Annotated in this window: 29 protein-coding genes; 16 read left to right on the top strand and 13 right to left on the bottom strand. The window is 67.0% G+C overall.

Features of this window, described 5'->3' with window-relative positions:
• Positions 1-286: 286 nt before the first annotated feature.
• The gene (locus K1T73_RS11960; RefSeq protein WP_220600924.1) at positions 287-1,972 is read right to left on the bottom strand and encodes an acyl-CoA dehydrogenase family protein; all 1,686 of its coding nucleotides are present in this window, start codon (positions 1,970-1,972) and stop codon (positions 287-289) included.
• Between the two features lie 165 nt (positions 1,973-2,137).
• On the opposite strand from K1T73_RS11960, the gene K1T73_RS11955 reads away from it, so the two are divergent.
• From K1T73_RS11955 to trpB, 8 genes are all read left to right on the top strand, one after another.
• Positions 2,138-2,902, top strand: a complete 765-nt coding sequence (locus tag K1T73_RS11955) for a sulfite exporter TauE/SafE family protein (RefSeq protein WP_259400235.1) — start codon at positions 2,138-2,140, stop codon at positions 2,900-2,902.
• Positions 2,903-3,109: 207 nt separating this feature from the next.
• Positions 3,110-3,394, top strand: a complete 285-nt coding sequence (gene ihfB, locus K1T73_RS11950; RefSeq protein WP_220600922.1) for an integration host factor subunit beta — start codon at positions 3,110-3,112, stop codon at positions 3,392-3,394.
• Positions 3,395-3,745, top strand: a complete 351-nt coding sequence (locus tag K1T73_RS11945) for a lipopolysaccharide assembly protein LapA domain-containing protein (protein ID WP_220600921.1) — start codon at positions 3,395-3,397, stop codon at positions 3,743-3,745.
• A 4-nt stretch (positions 3,746-3,749) separates the two neighbouring features.
• Positions 3,750-4,394: a phosphoribosylanthranilate isomerase gene (locus tag K1T73_RS11940; RefSeq protein WP_220600920.1), complete on the top strand. Its 645-nt coding sequence runs from the start codon at positions 3,750-3,752 to the stop codon at positions 4,392-4,394.
• Positions 4,391-4,834, top strand: coding sequence for a GNAT family N-acetyltransferase (locus K1T73_RS11935; protein WP_220600919.1), 444 nt, complete (start codon positions 4,391-4,393; stop codon positions 4,832-4,834). The genes K1T73_RS11940 and K1T73_RS11935 overlap by 4 nt, the downstream gene beginning before the upstream one ends.
• Before the next feature lie 163 nt (positions 4,835-4,997).
• Complete coding sequence (locus K1T73_RS11930) at positions 4,998-5,432, top strand: universal stress protein (protein ID WP_220600918.1); 435 nt, start codon at positions 4,998-5,000, stop codon at positions 5,430-5,432.
• Positions 5,433-5,448: 16 nt separating this feature from the next.
• Complete coding sequence (locus tag K1T73_RS11925) at positions 5,449-6,990, top strand: sodium:alanine symporter family protein (RefSeq protein WP_220600917.1); 1,542 nt, start codon at positions 5,449-5,451, stop codon at positions 6,988-6,990.
• A gap of 186 nt (positions 6,991-7,176) precedes the next feature.
• Positions 7,177-8,406: a tryptophan synthase subunit beta gene (gene trpB / locus K1T73_RS11920; protein WP_220600916.1), complete on the top strand. Its 1,230-nt coding sequence runs from the start codon at positions 7,177-7,179 to the stop codon at positions 8,404-8,406.
• Positions 8,407-8,514: 108 nt separating this feature from the next.
• On the opposite strand, the gene K1T73_RS11915 is transcribed toward trpB, so the two are convergent.
• Complete coding sequence (locus tag K1T73_RS11915; RefSeq protein WP_259400234.1) at positions 8,515-8,964, bottom strand: hypothetical protein; 450 nt, start codon at positions 8,962-8,964, stop codon at positions 8,515-8,517.
• A 182-nt stretch (positions 8,965-9,146) separates the two neighbouring features.
• On the opposite strand from K1T73_RS11915, the gene K1T73_RS11910 reads away from it, so the two are divergent.
• Positions 9,147-9,803, top strand: a complete 657-nt coding sequence (locus tag K1T73_RS11910; RefSeq protein WP_220600915.1) for a hypothetical protein — start codon at positions 9,147-9,149, stop codon at positions 9,801-9,803.
• Here the strand turns inward: K1T73_RS11910 and K1T73_RS11905 are convergent.
• From K1T73_RS11905 to K1T73_RS11870, 8 genes are all read right to left on the bottom strand, one after another.
• Complete coding sequence (locus K1T73_RS11905; RefSeq protein WP_259400233.1) at positions 9,781-10,371, bottom strand: tetratricopeptide repeat-containing protein; 591 nt, start codon at positions 10,369-10,371, stop codon at positions 9,781-9,783. The genes K1T73_RS11910 and K1T73_RS11905 overlap by 23 nt on opposite strands.
• Positions 10,322-11,029: an ABC transporter ATP-binding protein gene (locus K1T73_RS11900; protein ID WP_220600914.1), complete on the bottom strand. Its 708-nt coding sequence runs from the start codon at positions 11,027-11,029 to the stop codon at positions 10,322-10,324. The genes K1T73_RS11905 and K1T73_RS11900 overlap by 50 nt, the downstream gene beginning before the upstream one ends.
• The gene (locus tag K1T73_RS11895) at positions 11,019-11,786 is read right to left on the bottom strand and encodes an ABC transporter ATP-binding protein (RefSeq protein ID WP_220600913.1); all 768 of its coding nucleotides are present in this window, start codon (positions 11,784-11,786) and stop codon (positions 11,019-11,021) included. The genes K1T73_RS11900 and K1T73_RS11895 overlap by 11 nt, the downstream gene beginning before the upstream one ends.
• Positions 11,783-12,736 (bottom strand): branched-chain amino acid ABC transporter permease, encoded by a 954-nt coding sequence (locus tag K1T73_RS11890; RefSeq protein WP_220600912.1) that lies wholly within the window; start codon positions 12,734-12,736, stop codon positions 11,783-11,785. Before K1T73_RS11890 ends, K1T73_RS11895 begins: the two co-directional genes overlap by 4 nt.
• Entirely contained in the window at positions 12,729-13,601 is an 873-nt protein-coding gene (locus K1T73_RS11885) for a branched-chain amino acid ABC transporter permease (RefSeq protein ID WP_220600911.1), read from the bottom strand. Before K1T73_RS11885 ends, K1T73_RS11890 begins: the two co-directional genes overlap by 8 nt.
• Before the next feature lie 91 nt (positions 13,602-13,692).
• On the bottom strand, positions 13,693-14,985 hold the full coding sequence (locus K1T73_RS11880; RefSeq protein WP_220600910.1) for an ABC transporter substrate-binding protein: 1,293 nt from the start codon (positions 14,983-14,985) through the stop codon (positions 13,693-13,695).
• A 314-nt stretch (positions 14,986-15,299) separates the two neighbouring features.
• Entirely contained in the window at positions 15,300-16,331 is a 1,032-nt protein-coding gene (locus K1T73_RS11875; RefSeq protein ID WP_220600909.1) for a succinylglutamate desuccinylase/aspartoacylase family protein, read from the bottom strand.
• Positions 16,332-16,413: 82 nt separating this feature from the next.
• A complete protein-coding gene (locus tag K1T73_RS11870) occupies positions 16,414-17,445 on the bottom strand; it encodes a Glu/Leu/Phe/Val dehydrogenase dimerization domain-containing protein (protein WP_220600908.1) in 1,032 nt (343 codons plus the stop codon).
• A gap of 135 nt (positions 17,446-17,580) precedes the next feature.
• Here K1T73_RS11870 and K1T73_RS11865 point away from each other — a divergent pair, with 135 nt between their 5' ends.
• Positions 17,581-18,036 (top strand): Lrp/AsnC family transcriptional regulator, encoded by a 456-nt coding sequence (locus K1T73_RS11865; protein ID WP_220603721.1) that lies wholly within the window; start codon positions 17,581-17,583, stop codon positions 18,034-18,036.
• Positions 18,037-18,045: 9 nt separating this feature from the next.
• Here the strand turns inward: K1T73_RS11865 and K1T73_RS11860 are convergent, their stop codons facing one another.
• Both K1T73_RS11860 and K1T73_RS18070 read right to left on the bottom strand, forming a co-directional pair.
• Positions 18,046-18,324, bottom strand: coding sequence for an acylphosphatase (locus K1T73_RS11860; protein ID WP_220600907.1), 279 nt, complete (start codon positions 18,322-18,324; stop codon positions 18,046-18,048).
• Positions 18,325-18,403: 79 nt separating this feature from the next.
• Complete coding sequence (locus tag K1T73_RS18070; RefSeq protein WP_409077746.1) at positions 18,404-18,709, bottom strand: hypothetical protein; 306 nt, start codon at positions 18,707-18,709, stop codon at positions 18,404-18,406.
• Here K1T73_RS18070 and lepA point away from each other — a divergent pair.
• From lepA to K1T73_RS11830, 5 genes are all read left to right on the top strand, one after another.
• Positions 18,692-20,491, top strand: a complete 1,800-nt coding sequence (gene lepA / locus K1T73_RS11850) for a translation elongation factor 4 (protein ID WP_220600905.1) — start codon at positions 18,692-18,694, stop codon at positions 20,489-20,491. The two genes, K1T73_RS18070 and lepA, sit on opposite strands and share 18 nt — an antisense overlap.
• A gap of 135 nt (positions 20,492-20,626) precedes the next feature.
• A complete protein-coding gene (locus K1T73_RS11845; protein ID WP_220600904.1) occupies positions 20,627-21,172 on the top strand; it encodes a hypothetical protein in 546 nt (181 codons plus the stop codon).
• 98 nt (positions 21,173-21,270) lie between these two features.
• Positions 21,271-21,510 (top strand): hypothetical protein, encoded by a 240-nt coding sequence (locus tag K1T73_RS11840; RefSeq protein ID WP_220600903.1) that lies wholly within the window; start codon positions 21,271-21,273, stop codon positions 21,508-21,510.
• A gap of 231 nt (positions 21,511-21,741) precedes the next feature.
• A complete protein-coding gene (locus tag K1T73_RS11835) occupies positions 21,742-21,933 on the top strand; it encodes a CTP synthetase (protein ID WP_310794391.1) in 192 nt (63 codons plus the stop codon).
• An 83-nt stretch (positions 21,934-22,016) separates the two neighbouring features.
• A complete protein-coding gene (locus K1T73_RS11830; RefSeq protein WP_220600902.1) occupies positions 22,017-22,304 on the top strand; it encodes a hypothetical protein in 288 nt (95 codons plus the stop codon).
• Positions 22,305-22,391: 87 nt separating this feature from the next.
• Here the strand turns inward: K1T73_RS11830 and K1T73_RS11825 are convergent, their stop codons facing one another.
• Entirely contained in the window at positions 22,392-22,598 is a 207-nt protein-coding gene (locus K1T73_RS11825; protein ID WP_220600901.1) for a cold-shock protein, read from the bottom strand.
• A gap of 196 nt (positions 22,599-22,794) precedes the next feature.
• Here K1T73_RS11825 and K1T73_RS11820 point away from each other — a divergent pair, with 196 nt between their 5' ends.
• Positions 22,795-23,124: an arsenate reductase family protein gene (locus K1T73_RS11820; RefSeq protein WP_220600900.1), complete on the top strand. Its 330-nt coding sequence runs from the start codon at positions 22,795-22,797 to the stop codon at positions 23,122-23,124.
• Positions 23,125-23,168 lie beyond the last annotated feature (44 nt).

Genomic DNA, 23,168 nt, shown 5'->3' with positions numbered 1-23,168 from the left:
TGTTTCGGGCTCGAACCATGCGGCGCGACCGTCACGTTGCCGAACGGGGAGGGGGCGTCCGGGATGGGAAGGCCCGAAGGCATCCGCCGGGATCGCGCCGCCGCGCCGCGCTTGGCTGGGGATAGGCCGTGCGATGCCCTCGGCCCCGATTTCGCTGCGCCGTCGCGCGAGACGGTTCACCGGTCTGTTCCGCGCCTTGATCATCCCGGCAGCCGCCCCGCGACGACCTGAGAAGGCTCGGCGTGCCGCGCCCCGGAACGCTCCGGCGGAACGTTTCGCAGCTTGCTCACTGGAGCAGGCGGCGGGTGATGACCTGGGCCTGGATCTCGGCGGCGCCCTCGAAGATGTTGAGGATGCGGGCGTCGCAGAGGATGCGGCTGATCTTGTACTCGGTGGCGAAACCGTTGCCGCCGTGGATCTGCAAGCCGTTGTCGGCCGCGGCCCAGGCGACGCGGGCGCCCAGGAGCTTGGCCATGCCGGCCTCGAGGTCGCAGCGGCGGTCGTTGTCCTTCTCCCATGCCGAGAAATAGGTGAGCTGGCGTGCCACCATGATCTCGACCGCCATCATGGCGAGCTTGCCGGAGACGCGGGGAAATTCGATGAGCGCCTTGCCGAACTGCTTGCGGTCCTGCGCGTATTGCATCGCCACGTCGAGCGCGGCCTGTGCCACCCCCACGGCGCGGGCGGCGGTCTGGATGCGCGCGGCCTCGAAGGTCTGCATGAGCTGCTTGAACCCCTTGCCTTCCTCGCCGCCCAGCAGGTTCTCGCCCTTGACGTGGAAGTCGTCGAAGCCGAGTTCGTATTCCTTCATCCCGCGATAGCCCAGCACCTCGATCTCGCCGCCGGTCATCCCCTCGGTGGGGAAGGGGTTCTCGTCGGTGCCGGGGGTCTTCTCGGCCAGGAACATCGACAGGCCGCGGTGGTCGGTGCTGTCGGGGTCGGTGCGCGCCAGCAGGGTCATCACGTGGGTGCGCGCGGCGTGGGTGATCCAGGTCTTGTTGCCGGTGACGCGGTAATCGTCGCCATCCCTGACCGCGCGGGTGCGCAAGCTGCCGAGGTCGGAGCCGGTATTGGGTTCGGTGAAGACGGCGGTGGGCAGGATCTCGGCGCTGGCGAGCCGGGGGAGCCAGCGGGCCTTCTGCTCGTCGGTGCCGCCGCAGAGGATCAGCTCGGCCGCGATCTCGGAGCGGGTGCCGAGGCTGCCCACGCCGATATAGCCGCGGCTCAGTTCCTCGGAGACGACGACCATGGACGCCTTGCTGAGGCCCAGACCGCCGTATTCCTCGGGGATGGTGAGGCCGAAGACGCCCATCTCGGCCAGTTCCTCGATGATCTCCATCGGGATGAGTTCGTCCTTGAGGTGCCAGTCATGGGCGTGCGGCTCGACCCGGTCGAGCGAGAAGCGGCGGAACTGCTCGCGGATCATCTCGAGCTCGTCCTCGAGGCCGGTGCGGCCCACGGTGATCTCGGCGGCGCGGTCCTGCATCAGCTCGACGAGCCGCGTGCGGGCGGCCTGGCTGTTGCCGCGCGAGAGGAGGGTTCGCACCTCGGGCGCGTCGAAACCCGAGAGCGCGTCGGAGCCGAGGCCGAGGTCGGCAAGGCGGACGATCTCGGTCTGGTTCATGGGGATGCCGCCGGCGATCTGGTGGAGATATTCGCCGAACGCGATCTGGTGGAGGAGCGCCTCGACCTCGCCGAACTGGCCCCGTTCGGTCAGGCGATCGGCCCAGGCCTGCATCTGGCGCAGCGCCTCCACATAGGTGGCGAGCCACGCGAGGCCGTGCGCCGCCGACTGGTTGGCCTCGATCCGGGCGCCGGAGACGCGGCCCTCGACGGTGACCATGCCGCGCAGGCTTTCGGTGGCGAGGTTGAGCACCTGCTCGGCGGCGGGCAGGGCCGCGCGGGTCAGGGTCAAGAGATCGTCGAGCGCCGCGGAGGATCGGGGCGTGATGTCCTGTCCGTCATGTGCCATGGTCGGGGCTCCTTTCGCCTGTCGCGGATCTGTCCGGGACGGTTTAGCCATTTCGCAGTTGCAGCGCAACTATTTTGCCCTTGCGGCATCCGTTGCGTTCTTTAATTGCGTGCCGAATGTCCCGCCGCCATGCGGTAGGGTGCCGCAGCATGCATGGAGCAGAGCATGACGGAGCCCCTCTCGGCCACCATCCTCGTCGCCGCGCTCGCAATCACCTTCGCCGCGGGGGTGCTCAAGGGTGCGGTGGGATTCGGCCTGCCCACCGTGATGATCGCGGGGCTGAGCCTGCTGGTGGCGCCGGACGTGGCACTGGCGGCGCTGGTCTTTCCGACGCTCCTGTCGAACGGGCTTCAGGCGATGCGGGGCGGGCGCGCGGCGGCGCTGGCCGCGCTCCGGCGCTTCGCGCCGTTCCTCGTGGCGGGCTTCGTGCTCATGATCCTGTCGGCGCAGGCGGTGCCGTGGATGTCGGCGCGGCTGATGCTGCTGCTGATCGGCATCCCGGTGAGCCTCGTGGCGGGCTTCGCGCTGATGGGGCGGACCCTGCCGATCCCGACCCCGCCGACCGCGCGCATCCAGGCCGTGGTCGGCGCGGTCGCGGGGTTCTTCGGCGGCATCACCGGTATCTGGGGGCCGCCGACCGTGGCGCTTCTGACCGCGATGCACACGCCCAAGGTCGAGCAGATCCGGATCCAGGGTGTCGTCTATGGCCTGGGCGCGCTGACGCTCGTGGCGTCGCACACCGTCTCGGGCGTGCTTGACGCGCGGTCGGCGGTCGCGTCGCTTCTGCTCTGCGTCCCGGCGCTGGCCGGGCTCCACGTGGGTTTCCGGGTGCAGGACCGGCTGGACCAGCGGCGGTTCGAGCGCGTGACGCATGTGGTGCTTCTGCTGGCGGGAGGATTCCTGATCCTGCGCGGACTGGCGGCGGGGTGAGCGAATCGAGGGGCACACCCCGTGGCGCGATCCCTGTCCGCTGCGCGCAACCGGCGGGGAATTCGGCGTTTTTCGGCCCGCGCGCCCCCTAAAGAGCCGTTTTCGGCCCACGCGACGGGAGGTTTCCGTTTTTGTTTTTCGCGATTTCTATCTATAGTCCCGGTCAAGCCATTGAGAGCCAAAACATCTTGAACCCGGGGGGGACCGATGATCCGATCGGAGCTGATTCAGAAAATCGCCGATGAGAACCCGCATTTATACCAGAGGGATGTGGAAAAGATCGTCAATACGATATTCAACGAGATCACCGACGCCATGGCGCGCGGCAAGCGGGTGGAGCTTCGCGGCTTCGGCGCCTTTTCGGTCAAGAAGCGCGACGCGCGCACCGGACGGAACCCGCGCACCGGAGAAGCCGTTGAGGTCGAAGAGAAACACGTGCCGTTCTTCAAGACGGGCAAGCTTCTCAGGGATCGTCTGAACGGGAAAGACTGAATGCGGTATATTCGTTACGCCTGTATCGCCATCTTCGCGGTGGCCCTCATCCTCGTTGCCCTGGCGAACCGGCAGATGGTGGCCGTGCGGCTCATCCCCGCCGAGCTGAACAGCATGGCGGCGGTGACGCCCGCCCACGAGGTGCCGCTTTTCGTGGTGATCTTCGGCGGCGTCCTGGCGGGGCTGGTCCTGGGCTTCCTGTGGGAATACATCCGCGAGGCCAAGGAGCGCGCCGCGGCCGCCCGGCAGGCGCGCGAGATGGCACGGCTTCGCGCCGAGCTGCGTCGCCTGAAGGGGGAGCGGCGCCAGAACAGCGACGACGTGCTCACCCTTCTGGACGAGACCGGCTGACCCGATGGCACGAGACATGCGGGTCAAGATCTGCGGGATCACCCGGGCCGGTGACGTGGACGCCGCCGTCGATGCAGGCGCGGCGTATCTCGGGCTCAATTTCTTCGAAAGATCGCCGCGCTACGTCGCGCCCGAGGCGGCGCGGGCGCTTGCGCTGCGCGTGCCGGAGGGGATCGCCAAGGTGGCGCTCGTCGTCGATGCCGATGACGAGACGATACGCGCGATCACCGACATCGTGCCGCTCGACATGCTGCAACTGCACGGACACGAGACGCCCGAGCGCGTGACCGAGGTGAAGGCGCGCTTCGGCCTGCCGGTGATGAAGGTGGTGGCCCTTGCCGGGCCCGAGGACCTGGGCGCGATCGACGCGCATGCGCGGGCGGCCGACCAGCTTCTGGTCGATGCCAAGCCGCCCGAGGGGGCGGACCGGCCCGGCGGCAACGCGGTCGCCTTCGACTGGTCGCTCGTCGCGGGACGGCGCTGGCCGGTGCCGTGGATGCTGGCGGGTGGGCTCAACGTGGACAACGTGGCCCGCGCGGTCGCGGCCACGGGTGCGCGGCAGGTCGATGTCGCCTCGGGGGTCGAGACCGCGCCCGGCAGGAAGGACGCGGCGCTGATGCGGGCCTTCATCGACGCGGCCCGGTCATGATCACGTTCCGCGACGCGATGCGCGGCGACGTGCCCCGCATTTGCGCGCTCATGTCGGATGACGTGCTGGGCCGGACGCGGGAGGGGCATGAGATGCGCCGCTATCTCGACGCGTTCGACCGGATCGCGGAAGAGCCGCAGAACCACCTGATCGTGGGCGAGATGGACGCGCGGATCGTGGCGACCTACCAGATCACCTTCATCTCGGGCCTGTCGCTCGGGGCCACGCGGCGGGCGCAGGTCGAGACCGTGCGCGTGGCCACCGACCTGCGCGGGCGGGGCATCGGGCGCGAGATGTTCGCCGATGCCGAGGCACGGGCGCGCGAGGCGGGATGCGGGTTGCTGCAACTCACCATGAACCGCACGCGCGCAGACGCGCATCGCTTCTACGAGGGGCTGGGATTCGCCGCCACCCATACCGGGTTCAAGAAGACGCTGTGAGCCCCCGCGACGGGGCTTTATGGCGGCACTGCGCGATTTGTGCGCGCGCAACGGTATCACGAAAAATGATGGGGCACCCAACGAATCGCGGCAAAATGTCGCGAACCTGCTAAGGTTGCCGCGCCCCCATGCCGGGGCGCCAACATAAAAAGGAGGGTAGAAAATGCCCGAGAAAATAGTCGTCGGATACGATGGCAGCGAGGGATCGAAACGCGCGCTCGAGTTCGCCATGGAGAGGGCGAAGGCACAGGGCGCCGGGGTCGTGGTGGCCCATGTGCTGGAATGGTCGCCCTATTCCTTCCTCACCAAGGAGGAGCTGGAAGAGCGGCATGTCAGGCGCAAGGAGGAGCTGACCCGCGCGGAGGAGCACGTGCTGTCGCCGGTGGTCGGAAAGCTCCAGAAGGGCGGCGTGAATGTCGAGACCGCGCTCAGATACGGCAATGTCGCCGATACGCTGAGCCTCATCGCCAAGGAGACGGGGTCCACCCAGGTGGTCATCGGCCGCACGGGCGAGAGCGGGCTTTCGTCGCGCATCTTCGGCTCGGTCGCGGGATCGCTCGCGCAATCCTGCACCGTGCCAGTCACCATCGTTCCCTGACATCCGGAGATATCACATGACATATCCGATCAAAGTTCCGGCGCTGGCCGCGGCGACGGCGTTCCTTGCCTCGCCGGCGATGGCGCAATCGCTTGACGAGCAGGTGAACGCGATCTTCGCGAGTTCGACCGGCTGGTTCGTAAATCTCATCTTCGCCCCGCTGCCCGGCACCGCGTTCCCGTGGATCGTGCTGTGGCTGGTCGTGGGCGCAACGATCTTCACCTTCTATTTCGGCTTCGTCCAGTTCCGCGCCTTCGGGCATTCCATCTCGCTGGTGAAGGGCGACTATTCCGATCCCGACGACGCGGGCGAGGTCAGCCATTTCCAGGCGCTGGCCACGGCGCTTTCGGGGACGGTGGGCCTTGGCAATATCGCGGGGGTCGCGGTGGCCGTGGGCATCGGCGGACCCGGCGCGACATTCTGGATGATCCTCGCGGGCCTCATGGGCATGGCGTCGAAATTCACCGAATGCACGCTCGGGGTCAAATACCGCAACGAGTATCCCGACGGGCGCGTCTCGGGCGGGCCCATGTACTACATGGTCAAGGGGTTCGAGGAACGCGGGCTGCCGCTGGGCAAGTTCATGGCGGTGCTGTTCTCGGTCTTCTGCATCCTCGGAGCGCTGGGCGGGGGCAACATGTTCCAGGCCAACCAGGCCCATGCGCAGATCTCGAACGTGATGGGCGACTATCCGGGCTGGATCACGGGGCTGGTCTTTGCCGCGGTCGTCTTCGCGGTGATCGTGGGCGGCATCAAGTCGATCGCCAAGGTCACCGAGAAGGTCGTGCCGTTCATGGGCGTCCTCTACGTGGCGACGGCGCTGGTCATCATCCTGATGAACGCGGACCAGATCGGCTGGGCCTTCGGACAGATCTTCTCGGGCGCCTTCACCGGGCTCGGTGTCGCGGGTGGCCTCGTGGGTGCGCTGATCCAGGGGTTCAAGCGGGCCGCCTTCTCGAACGAGGCGGGCGTGGGATCGGCCGCGATCGCCCACTCGGCGGTGCGCACGAAGGAGCCGATCACCGAAGGGTTCGTGTCGCTCCTGGAGCCCTTCATCGACACGGTGGTGATCTGCACGATGACCGCGCTCGTCATCATCATCACGGGCCAGCTCGTCAGCGACCCGACCACCGGCCTCTACCAGATCAACGAGGCCACGGGTGCGATCCGCACGGTCAACGACACGTCGGGCGTGGCGCTCACCTCGGCGGCGTTCTCGTCTTCGTTCGGGTGGTTCCAGTACGTGCTGGCGCTCGCGGTGGTGCTCTTCGCCTTCTCGACGATGATCTCCTGGAGCTATTACGGCCTCAAGGCGTGGACCTTCCTCTTCGGCGAGGGGGACACGAAAGAGCTGGTCTTCAAACTGATCTTCTGCGTCTTCGTGGTGATCGGCGCGGCGGCGAGCCTCGGGCCGGTGATCGACTTCTCGGACGCGGCGATCTTCGCCATGGCGGTCGTGAACATCATCGCGCTCTACTGCCTGATGCCGATCGTGAAGCGCGAGCTGAAGAGCTACCAGGCGCGGCTCAAGTCGGGTGAGATCAAGAAATACACCTGACCTGACCGGATCACACGAAGGAAGGAGGGCCGGGCGGCAGCGTCCGGCCCTTTGCGTGGAGACCGGGAGCCTGCGAAATTCCGGGCAAAATACCCGCAGGGAATCCGGGCATCGCCGTTTGCTCTGGAAATCCGCCGCGCCGTTGCATATTCACGGGCAGGAGCGACACAAGGGGACCCTGGCACGATGAACGATCTCTTCAACTCCTTCATGACCGGCCCCGACGAGAAGGGCCGCTTCGGCAAGTTCGGCGGGCGGTTCGTCAGCGAGACGCTGATGCCGCTCATCCTCGAGCTGGAAGAGCAGTACGAGCATGCCAAGACCGACCAGAGCTTCTGGGACGAGATGCATGATCTCTGGACGCATTACGTGGGCCGGCCCAGTCCGCTCTATTACGCCGCGGGCCTGACCGAGCACCTGGGCGGCGCGAAGATCTATCTCAAGCGTGACGAGCTGAACCACACGGGCGCACACAAGATCAACAACGTTCTGGGGCAGATCCTGCTCGCGCGGCGCATGGGCAAGACGCGCATCATCGCCGAAACGGGCGCGGGTCAGCACGGCGTGGCCACGGCGACGGTCTGTGCCAAGTTCGGGCTGAAATGCGTGGTCTACATGGGTGCGCATGACGTGGAGCGGCAGAAACCCAACGTGTTCCGCATGCGCCTTCTGGGTGCGGAGGTGATCCCGGTGACATCGGGGCGCGGCACGCTCAAGGATGCGATGAACGACGCGCTGCGCGACTGGGTGACGAACGTGCGCGACACGTTCTACTGCATCGGCACGGTGGCGGGCCCGCATCCCTATCCGGCCATGGTGCGCGATTTCCAGTCGATCATCGGCAAGGAAGCCCGCGAACAGATGCAGGCCGCCGAGGGGCGGCTGCCGGACACGATCATCGCGGCCATCGGCGGCGGGTCGAACGCGATGGGCCTTTTCTACCCGTTCCTCGACGACAAGGACGTGGCGATCATCGGCGTGGAAGCCGGCGGCAAGGGCGTGGATGAGAAGATGGAGCATTGCGCGTCGCTGACCGGCGGGCGGCCGGGCGTGCTGCATGGCAACCGCACCTACCTTTTGCAGGACGATGACGGGCAGATCCTCGAGGGCTACTCGATCTCGGCGGGGCTCGACTATCCCGGCATCGGGCCCGAGCATAGCTGGCTGCACGAGACCGGACGGGCCAAGTATGTCTCGATCACCGACCGCGAGGCGCTCGAGGCGTTCCAGTTGTCATGCGAGAAGGAGGGGATCATCCCCGCGCTCGAGCCCTGCCATGCGCTGGCGCATGTGATGAAGATCGCGCCGGATCTGCCCGAGGATCACCTCATCATCATGAACATGTGCGGGCGGGGCGACAAGGACATCTTCACCGTGGCCAGGCATCTCGGCTTCGACATGGACGAGGGCGACTGACGCCGGAGGGGGGCGTTGCCCCCCGCCGCGAAGCCCCCGGGGGGCCTTCACGGCACCCCCCAGGATATTTCCGGCAGGAGAAGGGCGGGGCGCCCTTCGTGCGCGGCCTCAGCGGCAGACGCGTTCGGCTGTTTTCGCGTAGTTGGTATAGGTTTTCCAGAATGCCTCGTCGCCCGGACGGTCGGACATGCGGACCTCCTGCGCGCTGTGGGGGTCGTTGTAGAAGCTCACCGCGCGGGATTGATCGGCGCCCGAGAGCGTCTGGTCGGCGACGGCCTGGATGCAGCCGCAAAGCTCGTTCGAGCGGGCCTTGCGGTCGGAGTTCATGCAGGCGCGCTTGATCGGGCCGTTGGCGAAGGGCTTGGCGACCGGCACCCGGTAGGCCACCTCGGTCGTCGTGCCGTCGCTCACCATCACGGGGCGGGCGTTGGGCGTGATCGCGATGGGGGCCGAGATCGTGCGGGAGGCGGGAACGCGCCCGCCCTCGCGCTTGGCCTTGTGATAGCCGCCGCAGCCCGCGAGGAGCAGGACCAGGCCCAGGATGATCGGTTTCTTCATTGCTCTGCCTCGTTCGCCTTGAGGCCGGGACACGGACCGGCCACGCGTTATTTTTGCAGCGCAGTCTGCCCCAAGTCGCGGCGGTTTTCAATCGACAGATGGGAGCCTGCCGATGGGCGGGGGCTTGTGCGCGGGGCGGGGCTGTCCTAATTGCTGCTGGAACGCGAGGGTGGAGCAGGGCGATGACCGAGACGATCGAACGCGGGGCGATGGCGCTTATCGTCGTGACGCTGGTTGCGACGCTGGGGGTGTATTTCTGGGACAGGGAGTATTTCCACCTGGTCTATGCCGCCGAGGACGGGCTGGTGGAATATGGCACCGCGCTTTTCCTGCTGGTGGCGAGCGTCGTCCTGCTGGTGCGGGCGTCGCAGATGCGCGGGCGGGCGGGTGCGCTGGCCGTGGGGCTCACCTGTTTCTACGCGCTCCTCTTCTTCCTGGCCGCGGGCGAGGAGATCAGCTGGGGCCAGCGCATCTTCGGATGGGAGTCGGGGGAGTTCTTCAAGGAGAACAACAAGCAGTACGAGACCAACTTCCACAATCTCATGGTGGGGGACATGCACCTGGCCAAGACGCTTTTCGGGTCGGTCCTGACGGTGGTGATCCTGCTCTATCTCGTGGGGCTGCCGCTGCTTTACCCGCGCGGCGGATGGATCGCGCGGGTGGCCGACAGGCTGGCCGTGCCGGTGCCGAAGCTCAAGCACGGGATCATCGCGATCGTGGCGAGCCTCATCATAGCCGTGATCGACGTGCCGCGGAAATGGGAGGTCTACGAGTTGGTCTTCTCGCTGCTGGTCGTGTCGATCTTCCTCATGCCGCTCAATCGCGACAAGCTGTCCTGAGCCGCTCCCCGTCGGGGATGAGCAGGCAGGCCGCCAAGAGTTTGCGCGTGTCGTCGAAAACGGTGGGCTTCTCGCCGCGCCAGCGCGCGGCGTGGCGGTGGTGGCCTTCGCCTTCGAGCGTCTCGCGCATCTCGGTCGCGAAGGCGGTGAGGCGCTTGCGCAGGTTGGCGTGATAGGTGTCGCGGTGGCGCGCCTCCATCCGCAGGTGAAAGAGCGACGAGCGGGCGCGGGGGCGGATCTCGAGGGTCTCGATATAGCTCTCGACCCCCTGCCATTCGCGCAGGGCGCGCAGGCGATGCGCCTCGGCCCCGGTGAGGCGCCAGCGGGCGGCGGCGGCGGTGGCGCGGCGCGGGTCGCCGGGGGCGAAGCGGAGCCGCGCGAGGAGGTCGGCGGCGAGGAAGCGGCGCCGGGCGGCCTTGCCGGTACCAGCGCAGCCGGTTTCCATCAGGCGTTCCCACGCGAGATCGGCGCGGGTCCAGCCCGCCCCGCGCGCGACGTGCCATTCGGCGTCGGCGCGGTCAAATCCCCAGATACGCGGCGCGAACATGTTCGTTGTCGTGAAGCTCATCGGCGGGTCCCTCCAGCGCGAGATTTCCGGTTTCCAGCACGTAGGCGTGATCTGCGAGTTCGAGCGCAAGTTCTGCATTCTGTTCGACCAGGACGACGGAGAGGCCCTGCGCGTTGATCTCCTCGACGATCCGCGCGATCTCCTCGACGATGACGGGGGCCAGGCCCATCGACGGTTCGTCCATGAGCAGAAGGCGCGGGCGCGACATGAGGGCGCGGCCGATGGCGAGCATCTGCTGTTCGCCGCCCGACATGGTCTTGGCCGTCTGGCGGCGGCGTTCGCGCAGGCGGGGGAAACGGTCGTAGACGTCCTCGAGGTCGCTGCGGATCGCGTCCTTGTCGCGGCGCAGGAAGGCGCCGGTGCGCAGGTTTTCCTCGACCGTCATGTCGGGGAAGATGCGGCGCCCCTCGGGGACATGGGCGATGCCGTGGGCCACCACCTTCGACGCGGGCAGCCCGTCGATGCGCTGGCCCTCGAAGGTGATCTCGCCCCGGGTGGGCGCGACCATGCCGGACATGGCGCGCAGGGTCGTGGTCTTGCCCGCGCCGTTGCCGCCGATGATGGTGACGATCTTGCCCTCGGGCACGGAAATCGAGATGTCGCGGATGGCGTTGATGTTGCCGTAGTTGACGGCCACGCCCTTCATCTCAAGCAACATGGCGCGCGCCCCCGAGATAGGCTTCGATCACGTCGGGATGGTTGCGGATGTCCGAGGGGCCACCCTCGGCCAGGAACTTGCCGAAGCTCATGCAGGTGATGCGATCGCAAAGCCCCATGATCGCCTGCATGTCGTGTTCCACCAGCAGGATGGTCATGCCGTCGGCCTTGAGCCGGCGCATGAGGTCCATCATCTGGCGCGTCTCCTCGGGGTTCATGCCGGTGAAGGGTTCGTCGAGCAGGATGATGTCGGGGTGGCTGGCATGGGCGACGGCCATGCCGAGGGCGCGCTGGTGCCCGTGGCTGAGGTCGCCCGCGCGTTCGGAGGCGAGGTGGTCGAGGCCGAAGAACTCGAGCGCGCTGTGCGCCCGGGCGAGCGCGCCCTTGCGATCCTCGCGGTCCCAGCCGACGATCGCGGCGAAGATGTTGGGGCGGAAGGACATGTGCGTGCCGATGAGCGCGTTCTCGAGCACGGTGAGCTCGGCGAAGAGCGTCGAGTGCTGGAAGGTGCGCACCACGCCGCGGCGCGCGACCTCGTGCATCTTGAGGCCCGATATGTCCTCGCCCCGCAGGAGCACCTGGCCGGAGGTCGGCGTGTAGAAGCCCGAGATCATGTTGAAGGTCGTCGTCTTGCCGGCGCCGTTGGGGCCGATGAGACCGTGGATCGACCCCTGCTCGACCGAGAAGCCGAGCGCGTCGACCGCGACGAGACCGCCGAAGCGCATGGTCAGGTCGCGGGTTTCGAGTAGGGCGGTCATGCGGTTTTCCTCCGGCGGGTGAGTTTCTGGACGAGGCTTTCGAGCCCGTTGGGCAGGAAGAGGATCGAGAGGATCAGGATCGCGCCGTAGATCAGCGGGCGCATCTGCTCGAAGCCCAGTTCGCGCAGCACCACCTCGTTGAGGATCGTGAGCGTGACACAGCCGAGGATCGGCCCGTAGAAGGTGCCGGTGCCGCCGACGATGGCCCAGGTGAGCACGAAGACCATGAGATCGAGGTCGAAGGAGTTGGGGTTGATCGTGCCCACGTAATGCGCGAGCAGCGCGCCGCCGAGACCCGCGAAGCCGCTGGCGATGGCGAAGGCGAGCGTGCGGTAGGCGCGCAGGTTGACGCCCGACGCCTCGGCCAGCTTGTCCTGCCAGTGGACCGCGTGGAAGGTGAGGCCCACGGGGCTTTTCTCGATCCGCCAGAGAAGCCAGAGGCAGATACAGACGATCACGCCGGCGAAGTAGTAGTAGCTGACCGGCTCGAAGAAGTCGAAATCGTAGATGCCGATCGAGAAGTCGGGCATCGGGTCGATCCCCTTGATCCCCTTCGGCCCGCCGAACGGATCGCGGAAGCGTTTCCACAGAAGGCGGATGATCTCGCCGGCGGCGAAGGAGCCGATGAGGAAATAGAAGCCCTTCATGCGGAAGAGCGGGAAGCTGAGCAGCACGGCGATGAGCGCCGCCGTGACCGCGCCGAGGACCATCGAGACCGGCACCCAGAGGCCCAGCTCCTTGGAGAAAAGCGCGCTGGCATAGGCGCCGACGCCCATGATCACCACATGCGCGAGCGACCATTCGCCGGTGAGCGTGAGCAGGCGGTAGGAGGAGACGACAAGGATGTTGATCGTGAGGAATACGAGGATTTCCTGCTGCGAGAAGCTGAGCCCGTGCGGAAGCGCGACGAGGGCGGCGGCGACGATCGGCCAGATTAGGAATTTAAGCACGGTCCGCACTCCCGAACAGGCCGGTGGGCTTGACGATCAGCACCAGGAGCATGAGCGAGAGCCCGACGATGTCGGCGATCACCCCGTCGTAGAAGGTGGTGACGAAGGTGTGCACGAAGGCATAGGCTATGGAGGCGACGATGGCGCCCTCGAGGCTCCCGACGCCGCCCACGATGATGACGATGAAGGCGGTGACGATGACCGAGTGGCCCATGTGCGGATTGACCGAGACGAGCGGCGCGGTGAGCGCACCGGCGATGCCGGCCATCCCGGCGCCGATGAACATGGCGATCTGCGCGGTGCGGGCGATCGAGATGCCCTGAAGCTCGGCCGCCTGCGGGTCCTGCGCCGAGGCCCGCAGCGCCCAGCCGAAGCGCGTGCGCTTGAGAAAGATCCAGAGCGCAGAGAGCAGCACGATCGCCGCGATGACCACATAGAGCCGGGCCAGCGGGAAGGATGCGTTGCCGAGCGAGATCACCTTCTGCGTAACCGGCGGGATATGCTCCATCCGCACGCCGAAGCCGATGGTGGCGAGCGCCTGGAGGATCATCAGGAAGCCGATGGAGGCCACGAGCCCGCCCAGCGGATTGTCCCGCAGGGGCCGGAAAAGCGCGCGCTCCATCAGGAGGCCGAGGCAGCCCACGAAGACGAGGCCCAGGGCCACCGCCGCGAGGAAGGGCATGTGCATGTCCGCATAGAGCGCCACGATGGCATAGGCGCCTGCCATGAAAAGCTCGCCATGGGCGAAGTTGATGACACCCATCACGCCGAAGATCAGCACGAGGCCGACGGCGACGAGGGAGATGTAGCTGGCCGCGTAGATCGAGTTCAGGACCGTCTGCACGAGGAGATCGGGGTCGAGCATGAGTATTGGCTTTCGACGTCAGGGGAGGGTTGGCGCGGGCCGGTGACGGCCCGCGCGCGTGATCGCGTCCGATGCAGGGAGGCGGAGGGCCTCAGCCGCGCTGGTCCCACATCTGGTCGTAGGCCTGCATGTGCTTGACCAGCAGGTCGCCATGCTTGTCGTACCATGCGGGAATGTTGCGGAAGCCCTTGATCGTGGCCTTGCCGTCCTCGATCACCACGACCGGCCAGTCCCCCACCAGCGCGTGGTCGATCCCGAAGAGGTCCTTGCCCCACCATTTCGCGTCGCCGAAGGCGTGCTTGCCCGTGCCGTCGGCGAGCATCGCTTCGAGCACCGCGTCGGGATCGGCCGAGCCCGCCTTCTCGGCGGCCGAGCGCCAGAGGTCCATGATCGAGGCGTATTCCCAGCTGACCGCGCCCCATTGGCCCGGAAAGCGCTTGTTGTACTCGGCATAGAAGCCGTTCGGGTCGTCGAAGTTGATGCGCGGGTCGTTGAGCGCGGGGTCGTCGAAATCGGGGAACTGGAAGATGAAGCCTTCCATGAACTCCTTGGACGTCTTGTCGATCATCTGGTCGTAGAAATCGGCCGTGCAGGAGATGATCTGCCCCTCGTAGCCCTGCTGGAAGAGCTGTTCGGCGATGGGGTGGACGTAATCCGAGTAACAGGTGTCGAGGCAGACGATATCGGGGTTGCCCGACAGGAGCCGCGTGACCACCGGCGCGAAATCGGTGGTAGCCGGGTCGAAGAGGAGCGGCTCGTCCTGCATCTCGATCCCCGCCGCCTCGAAGGCCGCGAGGTAGGTGGCGACGGAGGGCAGGCCGAGCGCGTCGTCCTGCGCGCACATCACGGCGGTCTTGAGCTCGGGGCGGTTCTCGGCCAGCCAGTCGACGCCCGTCACGTTGTAGATCGGGTGCACCTCGGCGGGTGCGATGAGCGTGGTGGTGTCGGGGCTGAGGTCCGAGGGCAGCAGCGTGGAGAAGAGCATCCCCGTCTTGTCGGCGACGGGCTGCACCCCCGGCCAGGTGTCGCCGCCCAGCATCATGATGAAGGAGACGCCGTCCTCGCGGATGAGCTTGGTGGCGCCGGTGCGGGCCTTGGCGGGGTCATACTCGTTGTCGTAGGCCACGAACTCGACCGGGTGCTTGGTGCCGCCCAGGTCGATGCCGCCCGCCTCGTTCACGCGCTCGGCCCAGATTTCGCAACCGTCGAGGCCCGGCTTGCCCCAGGCGGCGACGGCGCCGGTGAGCGGCGCGAGGAAACCGATCTTGATCGGATCCCCCGCCGCGAGGGCGGCGCCCGGAAGCCCCGCCGCGGCGGCGGTGGCGGCGGTCGATTTCAGGAACGTGCGGCGGGTGAGACCCGGGGCGCGGAATTTGGAAAACATTGTCGAACTCCCTTGTTGGCAACGCCGGCGAAGGCCGGCGATCGGCTGACGGCGAAACGGGGCGTCCCTCCGGCGTTATGGCGTCGCCGGTAAAATACCAATTTCAGACCAATTGGCTTCGCGCCCCGAATTCGCGGAAAGCGTAGCAAGGAATTCACATTTCACAAAGCAATTCCGGCGAAAGTGGTTCAGTTCACTATACCAATTGGCTCAATTCGGGCCTTCAGGCGGACCAGTTGACCCGCGAGTGACCGCGCGGGGCCGCCGGACAGGCCGCGAATCGCAAGGCGCGGGGCGCGCGCGCCCGCCCGCCGTCAGATGATCTCGTCCTCGTCGAAGAGGGGGGCCGCGTCGAGATGGGCGCTCACGCCCTCGGCGGCGGCGTCGGCACGAGGCGTGGTGGCGATGTGGAAGAGCGCGTCGCCCTCGTAGACCACCGGCATGTTCGTGCGGCCGATCACGATGCCCGTCTCGTCGCATGTCACCTCGGTCTCGATCTCGCCGAATGGGTCGGCGACGGCGCCCAGCACCGTGCCCGGCTCGACCGTGTCGCCGATGCCGAGATAGCCCCGGAAGAGACCGCCCGCCGGCGCGCGATACCAGTGGGACGTGGTGCAGAGCACCGGCTCGACCTCGGGCAGGGGGGCGAAATCGTCGCCGATCATGCGCAGCGCGTTCATCACCCGCAAGATGCCCGCGACGCCCGCGCGCACGCCCAACTCGTCGAAGCGCAACCCTTCGCCGCCCTCGTAGAGCAGCACGTCGATGCCCTTCTCCTCGGCGGCCATGCGCAGGGAACCTTCACGCAGCTTCGAGGTCATCATCACCGGCGCGCCGAAGATCCGGCCCAGCCGGCGCAGGCGGCGGTTGTCGGGCGAGAGGCGGATCTGCGGCAGGTTGGTGCGGTGGATGGCCGCCGAATGGAGGTCGATCCCCACCTCGGAGCGCATCACCACCTCCTGCATGAAGCAGTCGGCAAGCTGCGCGGCCATGGAGCCCGTGGGGCTTCCGGGAAAGCAGCGGTTTAGGTCGCGCCGGTCGGGGAGATAGCGGGAATGGTTGAGGAAGCCGTAGGTGTTGACGATGGGCACCGCCAGGAGCGTGCCGTCGAGATCGGCGAGCCCCTCGGCGGCCAGCAGGCGGCGCACGATCTCGACCCCGATCACCTCGTCCCCGTGGACGGCCGCCGAGACGAAGAGCACCGGGCCGGGCCGGCGCCCGTGGACCACCTCGACCGAGAGCGTCACGGGCGTGTGGTCGGGCAGGGTGGAGACGGGGATGTTGACCGTGGCGCGCGTGCCGGGGTCGACGGAACGGTCGCCGATGACGAAGGGGTCGCGTGCCATGGTCTGCCTGCAAGCGGTTTCGGATGCGGCCTGATTAGGTCGGCAGGGGCGGTTTGTCCATCGCCGCGCGGGGGCGCGCGGCCTAGAGACCCCGCTCGGCGACGATGGTGTCCGCGAGATGCGCGGGGCTGCGATCCTCGGCGCGGGCGCGGTCGAGGATGCGCTCCATCGTGGTGGACAGCGCGGCGAGCTTGTCCTCGACCCATGGCGCGCGATCCTCGATGCGCAGGATCTCGGCGGCGACGTTGATGATGCCGCCGCCATTGGCGACGTAGTCGGGCAGGTAGAGGATGCCGCGGGCATGGAGCGCGTCGGCGTCGCCCGGCGCGGCGAGCTGGTTGTTGGCGGCGCCGGCGACGAGGCGGGCGCGGATCTCGGGGATCGTGGTGGCGTTGAGAATGCCGCCGATGGCGCAGGGGGCGAAGATGTCGGCGGGGGCCGCGTGGATCGTGGCGGTGTCGCCCGCCTCGGCCGCGAACTCGGCACGGGCCTCTTCGACCCGCGCGGGCACGGTGTCGGCCACGGTGAGGCGCGCGCCGGTCTCGTGCAGCAGGCGGCAGAGGTGCCAACCCACGTGGCCCAGCCCCTGCACCGCGACGTGACGCCCGCGCAGATCGTCCGAGCCGAAGGCGTGCCGCGCACCCACGCGCATCGCGTCGAACACGCCGCGCGCGGTCACGGGCGAGGGATCGCCGCTGGCGAAGGGGCCGCTGTCACGGCCGGCGACATAATCGGTCTCCTGCGCGATATGGGCCATGTCGGCGGGCGACATGCCCATGTCCTCGGCGGTCCAGTAGCGGCCCTCGAGCTTGTCGATGGCGCGGCCCATGGCGCGCAGCATGGCGGGCGTCTTGGAATCCGGATGCCCGATGATCACCGCCTTGCCGCCCCCGAGGGGCAGGTTCGCGGCGGCGTTCTTGTAGCTCATCCCGCGCGAGAGGTTGAGCACGTCGGCGAGCGCGGCGTCGGTATCGGGATAGGGGCGCATCCTCAGCCCGCCCGCCGCGGGGCCGAGCCGGGTGGAATGAAGCGCGATGAAGCCCGTGAGCCCCGACGCCTCGTCCTCGACGCGCCAGACGTCCTCGTGACTTTCGATTTCCAGACGCGTGAGCATCGACAGCCTCCCTCTCTCCCGGTCGAATCGTGGGCGGAGGATACGCGGGCCGGGTTGCGCGATGTGGCCAAAATTTCGTAGGGAGCGGCTCATGTTTGGAGGATTCCGCCAAGGATTGCCGATATGACGCGGGAATTGGACCGTATCGACCGCGAGATCATCGCCGCGCTGCAACGCGACGGGCGGCGCACATTGTCCGATCTTTCCGAGGGGATCGGCCTTTCGCCCACGCCGCTTGCCCGGCGCATCGCCCGGCTCGAGCGCGACGGGGTGATCACCGGCTATGCCGCCCGCGTCGACCAGGAGGCGCTGGGCCTCGCGCTGACGGCCTTCATCCACGTGGAGCTCGAGACCCAGTCGCGCGACGCGCTGGCGCGGTTCGAGGCGGCGCTGCGCCGGTTCGACGAGGTGACGGAATGCCACCTGATGACCGGCTCGCGCGATATCCTGATCCGCGCCGTGGCCGCCGATCTCAAGGCCTTCGACCGCTTCCTCGAGGAAGGGCTGATGCAGGTGCCGAACATCCGCGCGATGCGCACGAGTTTCGCGCTGCGCACGATGATCCGGCGCGACGTGCTGCCGCTCGGCTGAAGCGCGGGGTCAGTGGCGGATCTCGAACCCGTTACCCTCGGGCGGGTCGGCGGGCGCCGTCTCGACCGATTTGACCACCGCGGCGGGCGGCCCGTGGTCGAGGTGCCTGACCATGTCGTCCACCGCATGGTCCGGCCCGGACAGGAGGGCGGTGACGCTCCCGTCCGCCTCGTTCCTGACCCAGCCCGCCAGGTCGCGGTTCTTGGCCTCGACCTGTGTCCAGGCGCGATAGGACACGCCTTGCACCCGGCCCTCGATCCGGGCCTTGATCGTCTTGGTCCCGGTCATGACGGGCCTCCTTTCGCGGAAGAAGCGTACCACATCGGGGCGAGTCGAGGGGGTGATTTCGGGTGCGGTGTGTCGCGCGTCATCTCAGCCTGTACCTGCCGGCGCCCAGAAACTCGAGAAATCCGTTATCCCGCAGCACCTGCAACTGTTGTCTGATCTTGGGCCTCACGTTGTTGTTGCCGGGATAGACCTGCGAAAGCCGGTCCTCGAACGCGTATATCTCGGCAAGTGTAAATTCTTCCTTTCCGCAAGGTTCCGCGCCTGGGACCGATGGCCTGTTCCGCCCCGTGACAGGAGCGTGAGGGAAGGGTCGCGGGCGCACCAAGCCACCTTGACCAGCCCCCGAAACCCCGACATATCCCCTTTCATGACACCGCTTTCCCATATCCGCAATTTCTCGATCGTGGCGCATATCGACCACGGGAAATCGACGCTGGCCGACCGGCTCATCCAGCAGACGAACACCGTCTCGGCGCGCGAGATGAAGGAGCAGCTTCTCGATGCGATGGATATCGAGCGGGAGCGGGGCATCACGATCAAGGCCAACACCGTGCGGATCGAGTACGACGCGCAGGATGGCGAGCATTACGTGCTGAACCTCATCGACACGCCCGGGCATGTGGATTTCGCCTACGAGGTGTCACGCTCGATGCGGGCGGTGGAGGGCTCGCTCCTGGTGGTGGACAGCACGCAAGGGGTCGAGGCGCAGACGCTGGCCAATGTCTACCAGGCGATCGACGCCGATCACGAGCTGATCCCGGTGCTCAACAAGATCGACCTGCCGGCCTCGGATATCGACCGGGTGGCCGAGCAGATCGAGGACGTGATCGGCATCGACGCGAGCGGAGCCATCCCGGTGAGCGCCAAGACCGGGCAGGGCATCGTCGAGACGCTCGAGGCCATCGTCCATCAGCTGCCCGCGCCCAAGGGCGATGCGGAGGCGCCGCTGAAGGCGATGCTGGTCGATTCGAAATACGACCAGTATCTCGGGGTCATCTGTATCGTGCGGATCATCGACGGGGTGCTGCGCAAGGGCGACCGCATCCGCATGATGAAGACCGGCGGTACCTATGACGTGGACGACGTGGGCATCTACCGCCCCGCGATGACGGCGGTGAAGGAGTTGGGGCCGGGCGAGATCGGCTATCTCAACGCCTCGATCAAGCAGGTGCGCGACACCCGCGTGGGCGACACGATCACCCATGTGAAACGGCCCTGCGCCGAGGCGCTGCCGGGCTTCAAGCCGTCGGTGCCGGTGGTGTTCTGCGGGCTCTTCCCGGTCGACTCGGCCGAGTTCGAGGATCTGCGGGACGCGATCGAGAAGCTGGCGCTCAACGATGCGAGCTTCACCTACGAGATGGAGACGAGCGCGGCGCTGGGCTTCGGCTTCCGCTGCGGGTTCCTGGGCCTGCTGCATCTCGAGGTGATCCGCGACCGGATCGAGCGGGAGTATGACATCGAGCTCATCACCACGGCGCCCTCGGTGATCTACCACGTCTACATGAAGGACGGGACCAAGCAGGACCTGCACAACCCCGCCGACATGCCGGACCTGACCTATGTCGATCACGTGGAGGAGCCGCGGATCAAGGCGACGATCCTCGTGCCGGACGAATACCTGGGCGACGTGCTCAAGCTCTGCCAGGACCGGCGGGGGATACAGCTCGACCTCACCTACGCGGGCAGCCGGGCGATGGTGGTCTATGACCTGCCCCTGAACGAGGTGGTGTTCGACTTCTACGACCGGCTCAAGTCGGTGACGAAGGGCTATGCGAGCTTCGATTACCAGATGGAAGGGTACCGCGAGGACAACCTCGTCAAGATGCAGGTGCTCGTCAACGAGGAGCCGGTGGACGCGCTTTCGATGATGGTGCACCGCGACCGCGCCGAGATGCGGGGCCGGGCGATGTGCGAGAAGCTCAAGGACCTGATCCCGCGCCACATGTTCAAGATCCCGATCCAGGCGGCCATCGGCGGCAAGGTCATCGCGCGCGAGACGCTGAGCGCGCTCAGGAAGGACGTGACGGCGAAATGCTATGGCGGGGACGCGACGCGCAAGCGCAAGCTCCTGGAGAAGCAGAAGGCCGGGAAGAAGAAGATGCGCCAGTTCGGCAAGGTCGAGATCCCGCAGGAAGCCTTCATCAGCGCCTTGAAGATGGACGAATGAGCCCGATGCCGGCATGACGCCGCTTTGATCGAATCCGCAGATTGTGGTATTTTTCACGTCGCGGGGTGAAGAATATCGTTGCGACGCAATCAGGCTTCCGCCCCCATCGTTTCTTTTTGGGGGAGGGGAAACGCCATGCGATACGAGGATTACGCGTCCGCCGCGCGCGGGCTTTACATCGCTTATGCCTTCATCGGGCTGGGTCTGGCCATCATGTTGCTCGGCGTCGGGATGGCGGCGATCCCGACCGACAAGACCAATTTCTTTGAAATCTGGATCAACCGGGTCGATGTCGCACCCTGGATCGTCGGCCTCGTGGGCGGGATGATCGCGGCCGGGGCCTATGGCGTCCGGCGCGTCTACCTCTCGCGGGTATGGCGGTTCGAGGACGCGGTGCGACAGCAGGTCCAGGCCGCGCAGCGCGAGGGCCGTCCCATCGGGGACGATCTTCGGCACGTCGCGTCGAAGGCCGCCGCTTTCCAGCGCAGACGCCATGGATACCGGCGGCTCGCGTTTGCGATCGGGTCGGTCTTTTTCGTCGTGTCCATCGCCTTTTTCGCGTGGCTGGGCTGGATTGCCCACGAGAAGGGGGAAGATCCCATATTGGGCCTGGTCATGGCGGGGTTCTTCGGCCTGGGGTTCATTCGGCTGATACTCGAGCGGCCGCGGCCCCTGCGATAGGCGGGAAGAGGCCGGCCCGGGCGCTTGCGCGAACGAAGCCTCGCCACGCGCCGAAGCCGTGCTATCTTCTGCATCTCATTGCATAGGGAGGACCAGTGATGAAACACCTGACACTTGCCGCCGCCTTTACCATGCTTGCCGTGCCAGCCTTCGCGGGCCAGTGCCCGGCCGATATGGCGGCCATCGACGAGGCCATGGCGACCGCGCAGCTTTCCGAGGCCGAAATGGCCGAGGTCAAGGCGCTCCGCGCGGAGGGCGAGGAACAGCATGCGGCCGGCGATCACGAGGCATCGGTCGAGACGCTGGCCGAAGCCAAGGCGATGCTCGGCATCGAGTGAGGCCGACGGCTTCGCGGTGAGCTACTGACCCCTTGCGGCGCATGGCTGCAAGGGGCGCCGGGGGTTTCGTCGCGCGGGAGGGCGCAGTGGCGCCCAAGAACGGACCGTGGCGGGCCGGGGCGATATCCGTTCGCGTGCGTCTCCGATTGCGCCGCCGACGTTGACCCAGATCAATGCAAAGGTCTAAAGGGGTGCGCAAGGTCAGCCGCGACACTCTTTCAGCCGGAGCCCATGCCCATGCTACGTCTTGCCATCGTCCTGCATACCTTCATCGGCACCTCGGCCGCGGGGGCGGCCGTGATCGCGGTCCTCGTGATGGGCTACATGGGCATGATGCCGATCCTCTGGGCGGCGCTGGCGGGCTTCCTGGTGTCAATCCCGCTGACCTGGATGGTGGCGAAGACGATCTATGACGGGTCCTGAACGGGCCCCGCCAAAGAAATTGACAGTGTCCCCCTCATCGCTACCATGACCCGCATTCTTGGGGAATTAAGGAAGGTGAGGGGATGACACAGAGGGTGATCGTGGCGGCGGGTGCCGCGTTGGGGCTGCTCGCGGGGGCGGCGGCGGTGCAGGCGGGGGAGACGCGGATCCACCCCTATGCCGCGAAGGAGAACCATTGTCCCGCCGGGTTGCAGCCGGTGACGATCAGCGGCGTGATCTGCTGCGGGACGCCCACGACGCATGTGAGCTATCAGCAGATGATGCGCCACCCGGTGCCGAAGAAGACGGTGCAGAAGGTGCGCTACTCGGCACGGGCGCATTGCGCGGAAGGCGTGAAGGGCTGCGACTGAGCCCGGTGCGACCGGCGCAACCGACCTCTACGCCCGCGCGCTGTTGCCCGCGGGCGTTTGCCTTGTCGAACGGGCCGATCCGGGTTTTCAGAGCAGGCTGAGATCGGCGGCCATCTGCCGGCCGTCGCGGCCCTCCTCCAGTTCGTAGCTGACCTTCTGATCGTCGGCGAGGCCAGTGAGGCCCGACCGTTCGACGGCCGAGATATGCACGAACACGTCCTTGCCGCCGTCATCGGGTGCGATGAAGCCGTAGCCTTTGGTGGTGTTGAACCATTTCACGGTGCCGGTGGGCATTCCGCTTCTCCTTTATAGTCTCGTCCCCGGACGGACATGCCGGGCCATGGCGGTCCCGCCGGTCCGGTGCTGAGTGCGTGTCGGGCGGCCGGGTCACACCCTCAAAGATTGCACGTCTGGCCGAAAAGGCAAGAAAATCCGCGTGACGCCGGTGGCGGACCGGGGTAGTCGCGGCATGAATGGGGAGGGATGTGCCATGAAGATCTACGTGTTGAAGACATGCGACACCTGCCGCAACGCCGTGAAGGAGTTGAAGGCGGCCGGGCACGCGCCCGAGGTCGTGGACGTGCGCGAGGAGGGCGTGCCCGAGGCGGTGCTCGCCGCCGCGCATGACCGCTTCGGCGCGGCGCTGGTCAATCGCCGCTCGACCACCTGGCGCGGGCTGGATGACGCGGAGCGCGCGGCGCCGGCGGTTCCGCTTCTGCGCGGGCATCCGACGCTGATGAAACGCCCGCTCGTGGTGTCGGGGGACGAGATGACGCTGGGCTGGGACGCGGCGGCGCGGGAACGCTGGCTCGGCGGGTGAGTGGCCGGGGAGCGGATGCCCGGGCGCGCGCCGTGGCGCTGTTG

Origin of the sequence: Roseovarius sp. SCSIO 43702 (assembly GCF_019599045.1) — a bacterium.
Taxonomy (GTDB): Bacteria; Pseudomonadota; Alphaproteobacteria; order Rhodobacterales; family Rhodobacteraceae; genus Roseovarius.
The sequence above is the reverse complement of the archived record's forward strand: the minus strand, read 5'-3'. Positions and strand labels throughout refer to the sequence as shown.

Bases quoted from the DNA above. Each gene is read 5' to 3' on its own strand.
- K1T73_RS11960 (WP_220600924.1), bottom strand. From the start codon at position 1,972: ATGGCACATGACGGACAGGACATCACGCCCCGATCCTCCGCGGCGCTC.
- K1T73_RS11955 (WP_259400235.1), top strand. From the start codon at position 2,138: ATGACGGAGCCCCTCTCGGCCACCATCCTCGTCGCCGCGCTCGCAATC.
- ihfB (WP_220600922.1), top strand. From the start codon at position 3,110: ATGATCCGATCGGAGCTGATTCAGAAAATCGCCGATGAGAACCCGCAT.
- K1T73_RS11945 (WP_220600921.1), top strand. From the start codon at position 3,395: ATGCGGTATATTCGTTACGCCTGTATCGCCATCTTCGCGGTGGCCCTC.
- K1T73_RS11940 (WP_220600920.1), top strand. From the start codon at position 3,750: ATGGCACGAGACATGCGGGTCAAGATCTGCGGGATCACCCGGGCCGGT.
- K1T73_RS11935 (WP_220600919.1), top strand. From the start codon at position 4,391: ATGATCACGTTCCGCGACGCGATGCGCGGCGACGTGCCCCGCATTTGC.
- K1T73_RS11930 (WP_220600918.1), top strand. From the start codon at position 4,998: ATGCCCGAGAAAATAGTCGTCGGATACGATGGCAGCGAGGGATCGAAA.
- K1T73_RS11925 (WP_220600917.1), top strand. From the start codon at position 5,449: ATGACATATCCGATCAAAGTTCCGGCGCTGGCCGCGGCGACGGCGTTC.
- trpB (WP_220600916.1), top strand. From the start codon at position 7,177: ATGAACGATCTCTTCAACTCCTTCATGACCGGCCCCGACGAGAAGGGC.
- K1T73_RS11915 (WP_259400234.1), bottom strand. From the start codon at position 8,964: ATGAAGAAACCGATCATCCTGGGCCTGGTCCTGCTCCTCGCGGGCTGC.
- K1T73_RS11910 (WP_220600915.1), top strand. From the start codon at position 9,147: ATGACCGAGACGATCGAACGCGGGGCGATGGCGCTTATCGTCGTGACG.
- K1T73_RS11905 (WP_259400233.1), bottom strand. From the start codon at position 10,371: ATGAGCTTCACGACAACGAACATGTTCGCGCCGCGTATCTGGGGATTT.
- K1T73_RS11900 (WP_220600914.1), bottom strand. From the start codon at position 11,029: ATGTTGCTTGAGATGAAGGGCGTGGCCGTCAACTACGGCAACATCAAC.
- K1T73_RS11895 (WP_220600913.1), bottom strand. From the start codon at position 11,786: ATGACCGCCCTACTCGAAACCCGCGACCTGACCATGCGCTTCGGCGGT.
- K1T73_RS11885 (WP_220600911.1), bottom strand. From the start codon at position 13,601: ATGCTCGACCCCGATCTCCTCGTGCAGACGGTCCTGAACTCGATCTAC.
- K1T73_RS11880 (WP_220600910.1), bottom strand. From the start codon at position 14,985: ATGTTTTCCAAATTCCGCGCCCCGGGTCTCACCCGCCGCACGTTCCTG.
- K1T73_RS11875 (WP_220600909.1), bottom strand. From the start codon at position 16,331: ATGGCACGCGACCCCTTCGTCATCGGCGACCGTTCCGTCGACCCCGGC.
- K1T73_RS11870 (WP_220600908.1), bottom strand. From the start codon at position 17,445: ATGCTCACGCGTCTGGAAATCGAAAGTCACGAGGACGTCTGGCGCGTC.
- K1T73_RS11860 (WP_220600907.1), bottom strand. From the start codon at position 18,324: ATGACCGGGACCAAGACGATCAAGGCCCGGATCGAGGGCCGGGTGCAA.
- lepA (WP_220600905.1), top strand. From the start codon at position 18,692: ATGACACCGCTTTCCCATATCCGCAATTTCTCGATCGTGGCGCATATC.
- K1T73_RS18070 (WP_409077746.1), bottom strand. From the start codon at position 18,709: ATGGGAAAGCGGTGTCATGAAAGGGGATATGTCGGGGTTTCGGGGGCT.
- K1T73_RS11845 (WP_220600904.1), top strand. From the start codon at position 20,627: ATGCGATACGAGGATTACGCGTCCGCCGCGCGCGGGCTTTACATCGCT.
- K1T73_RS11840 (WP_220600903.1), top strand. From the start codon at position 21,271: ATGAAACACCTGACACTTGCCGCCGCCTTTACCATGCTTGCCGTGCCA.
- K1T73_RS11835 (WP_310794391.1), top strand. From the start codon at position 21,742: ATGCCCATGCTACGTCTTGCCATCGTCCTGCATACCTTCATCGGCACC.
- K1T73_RS11830 (WP_220600902.1), top strand. From the start codon at position 22,017: ATGACACAGAGGGTGATCGTGGCGGCGGGTGCCGCGTTGGGGCTGCTC.
- K1T73_RS11825 (WP_220600901.1), bottom strand. From the start codon at position 22,598: ATGCCCACCGGCACCGTGAAATGGTTCAACACCACCAAAGGCTACGGC.
- K1T73_RS11820 (WP_220600900.1), top strand. From the start codon at position 22,795: ATGAAGATCTACGTGTTGAAGACATGCGACACCTGCCGCAACGCCGTG.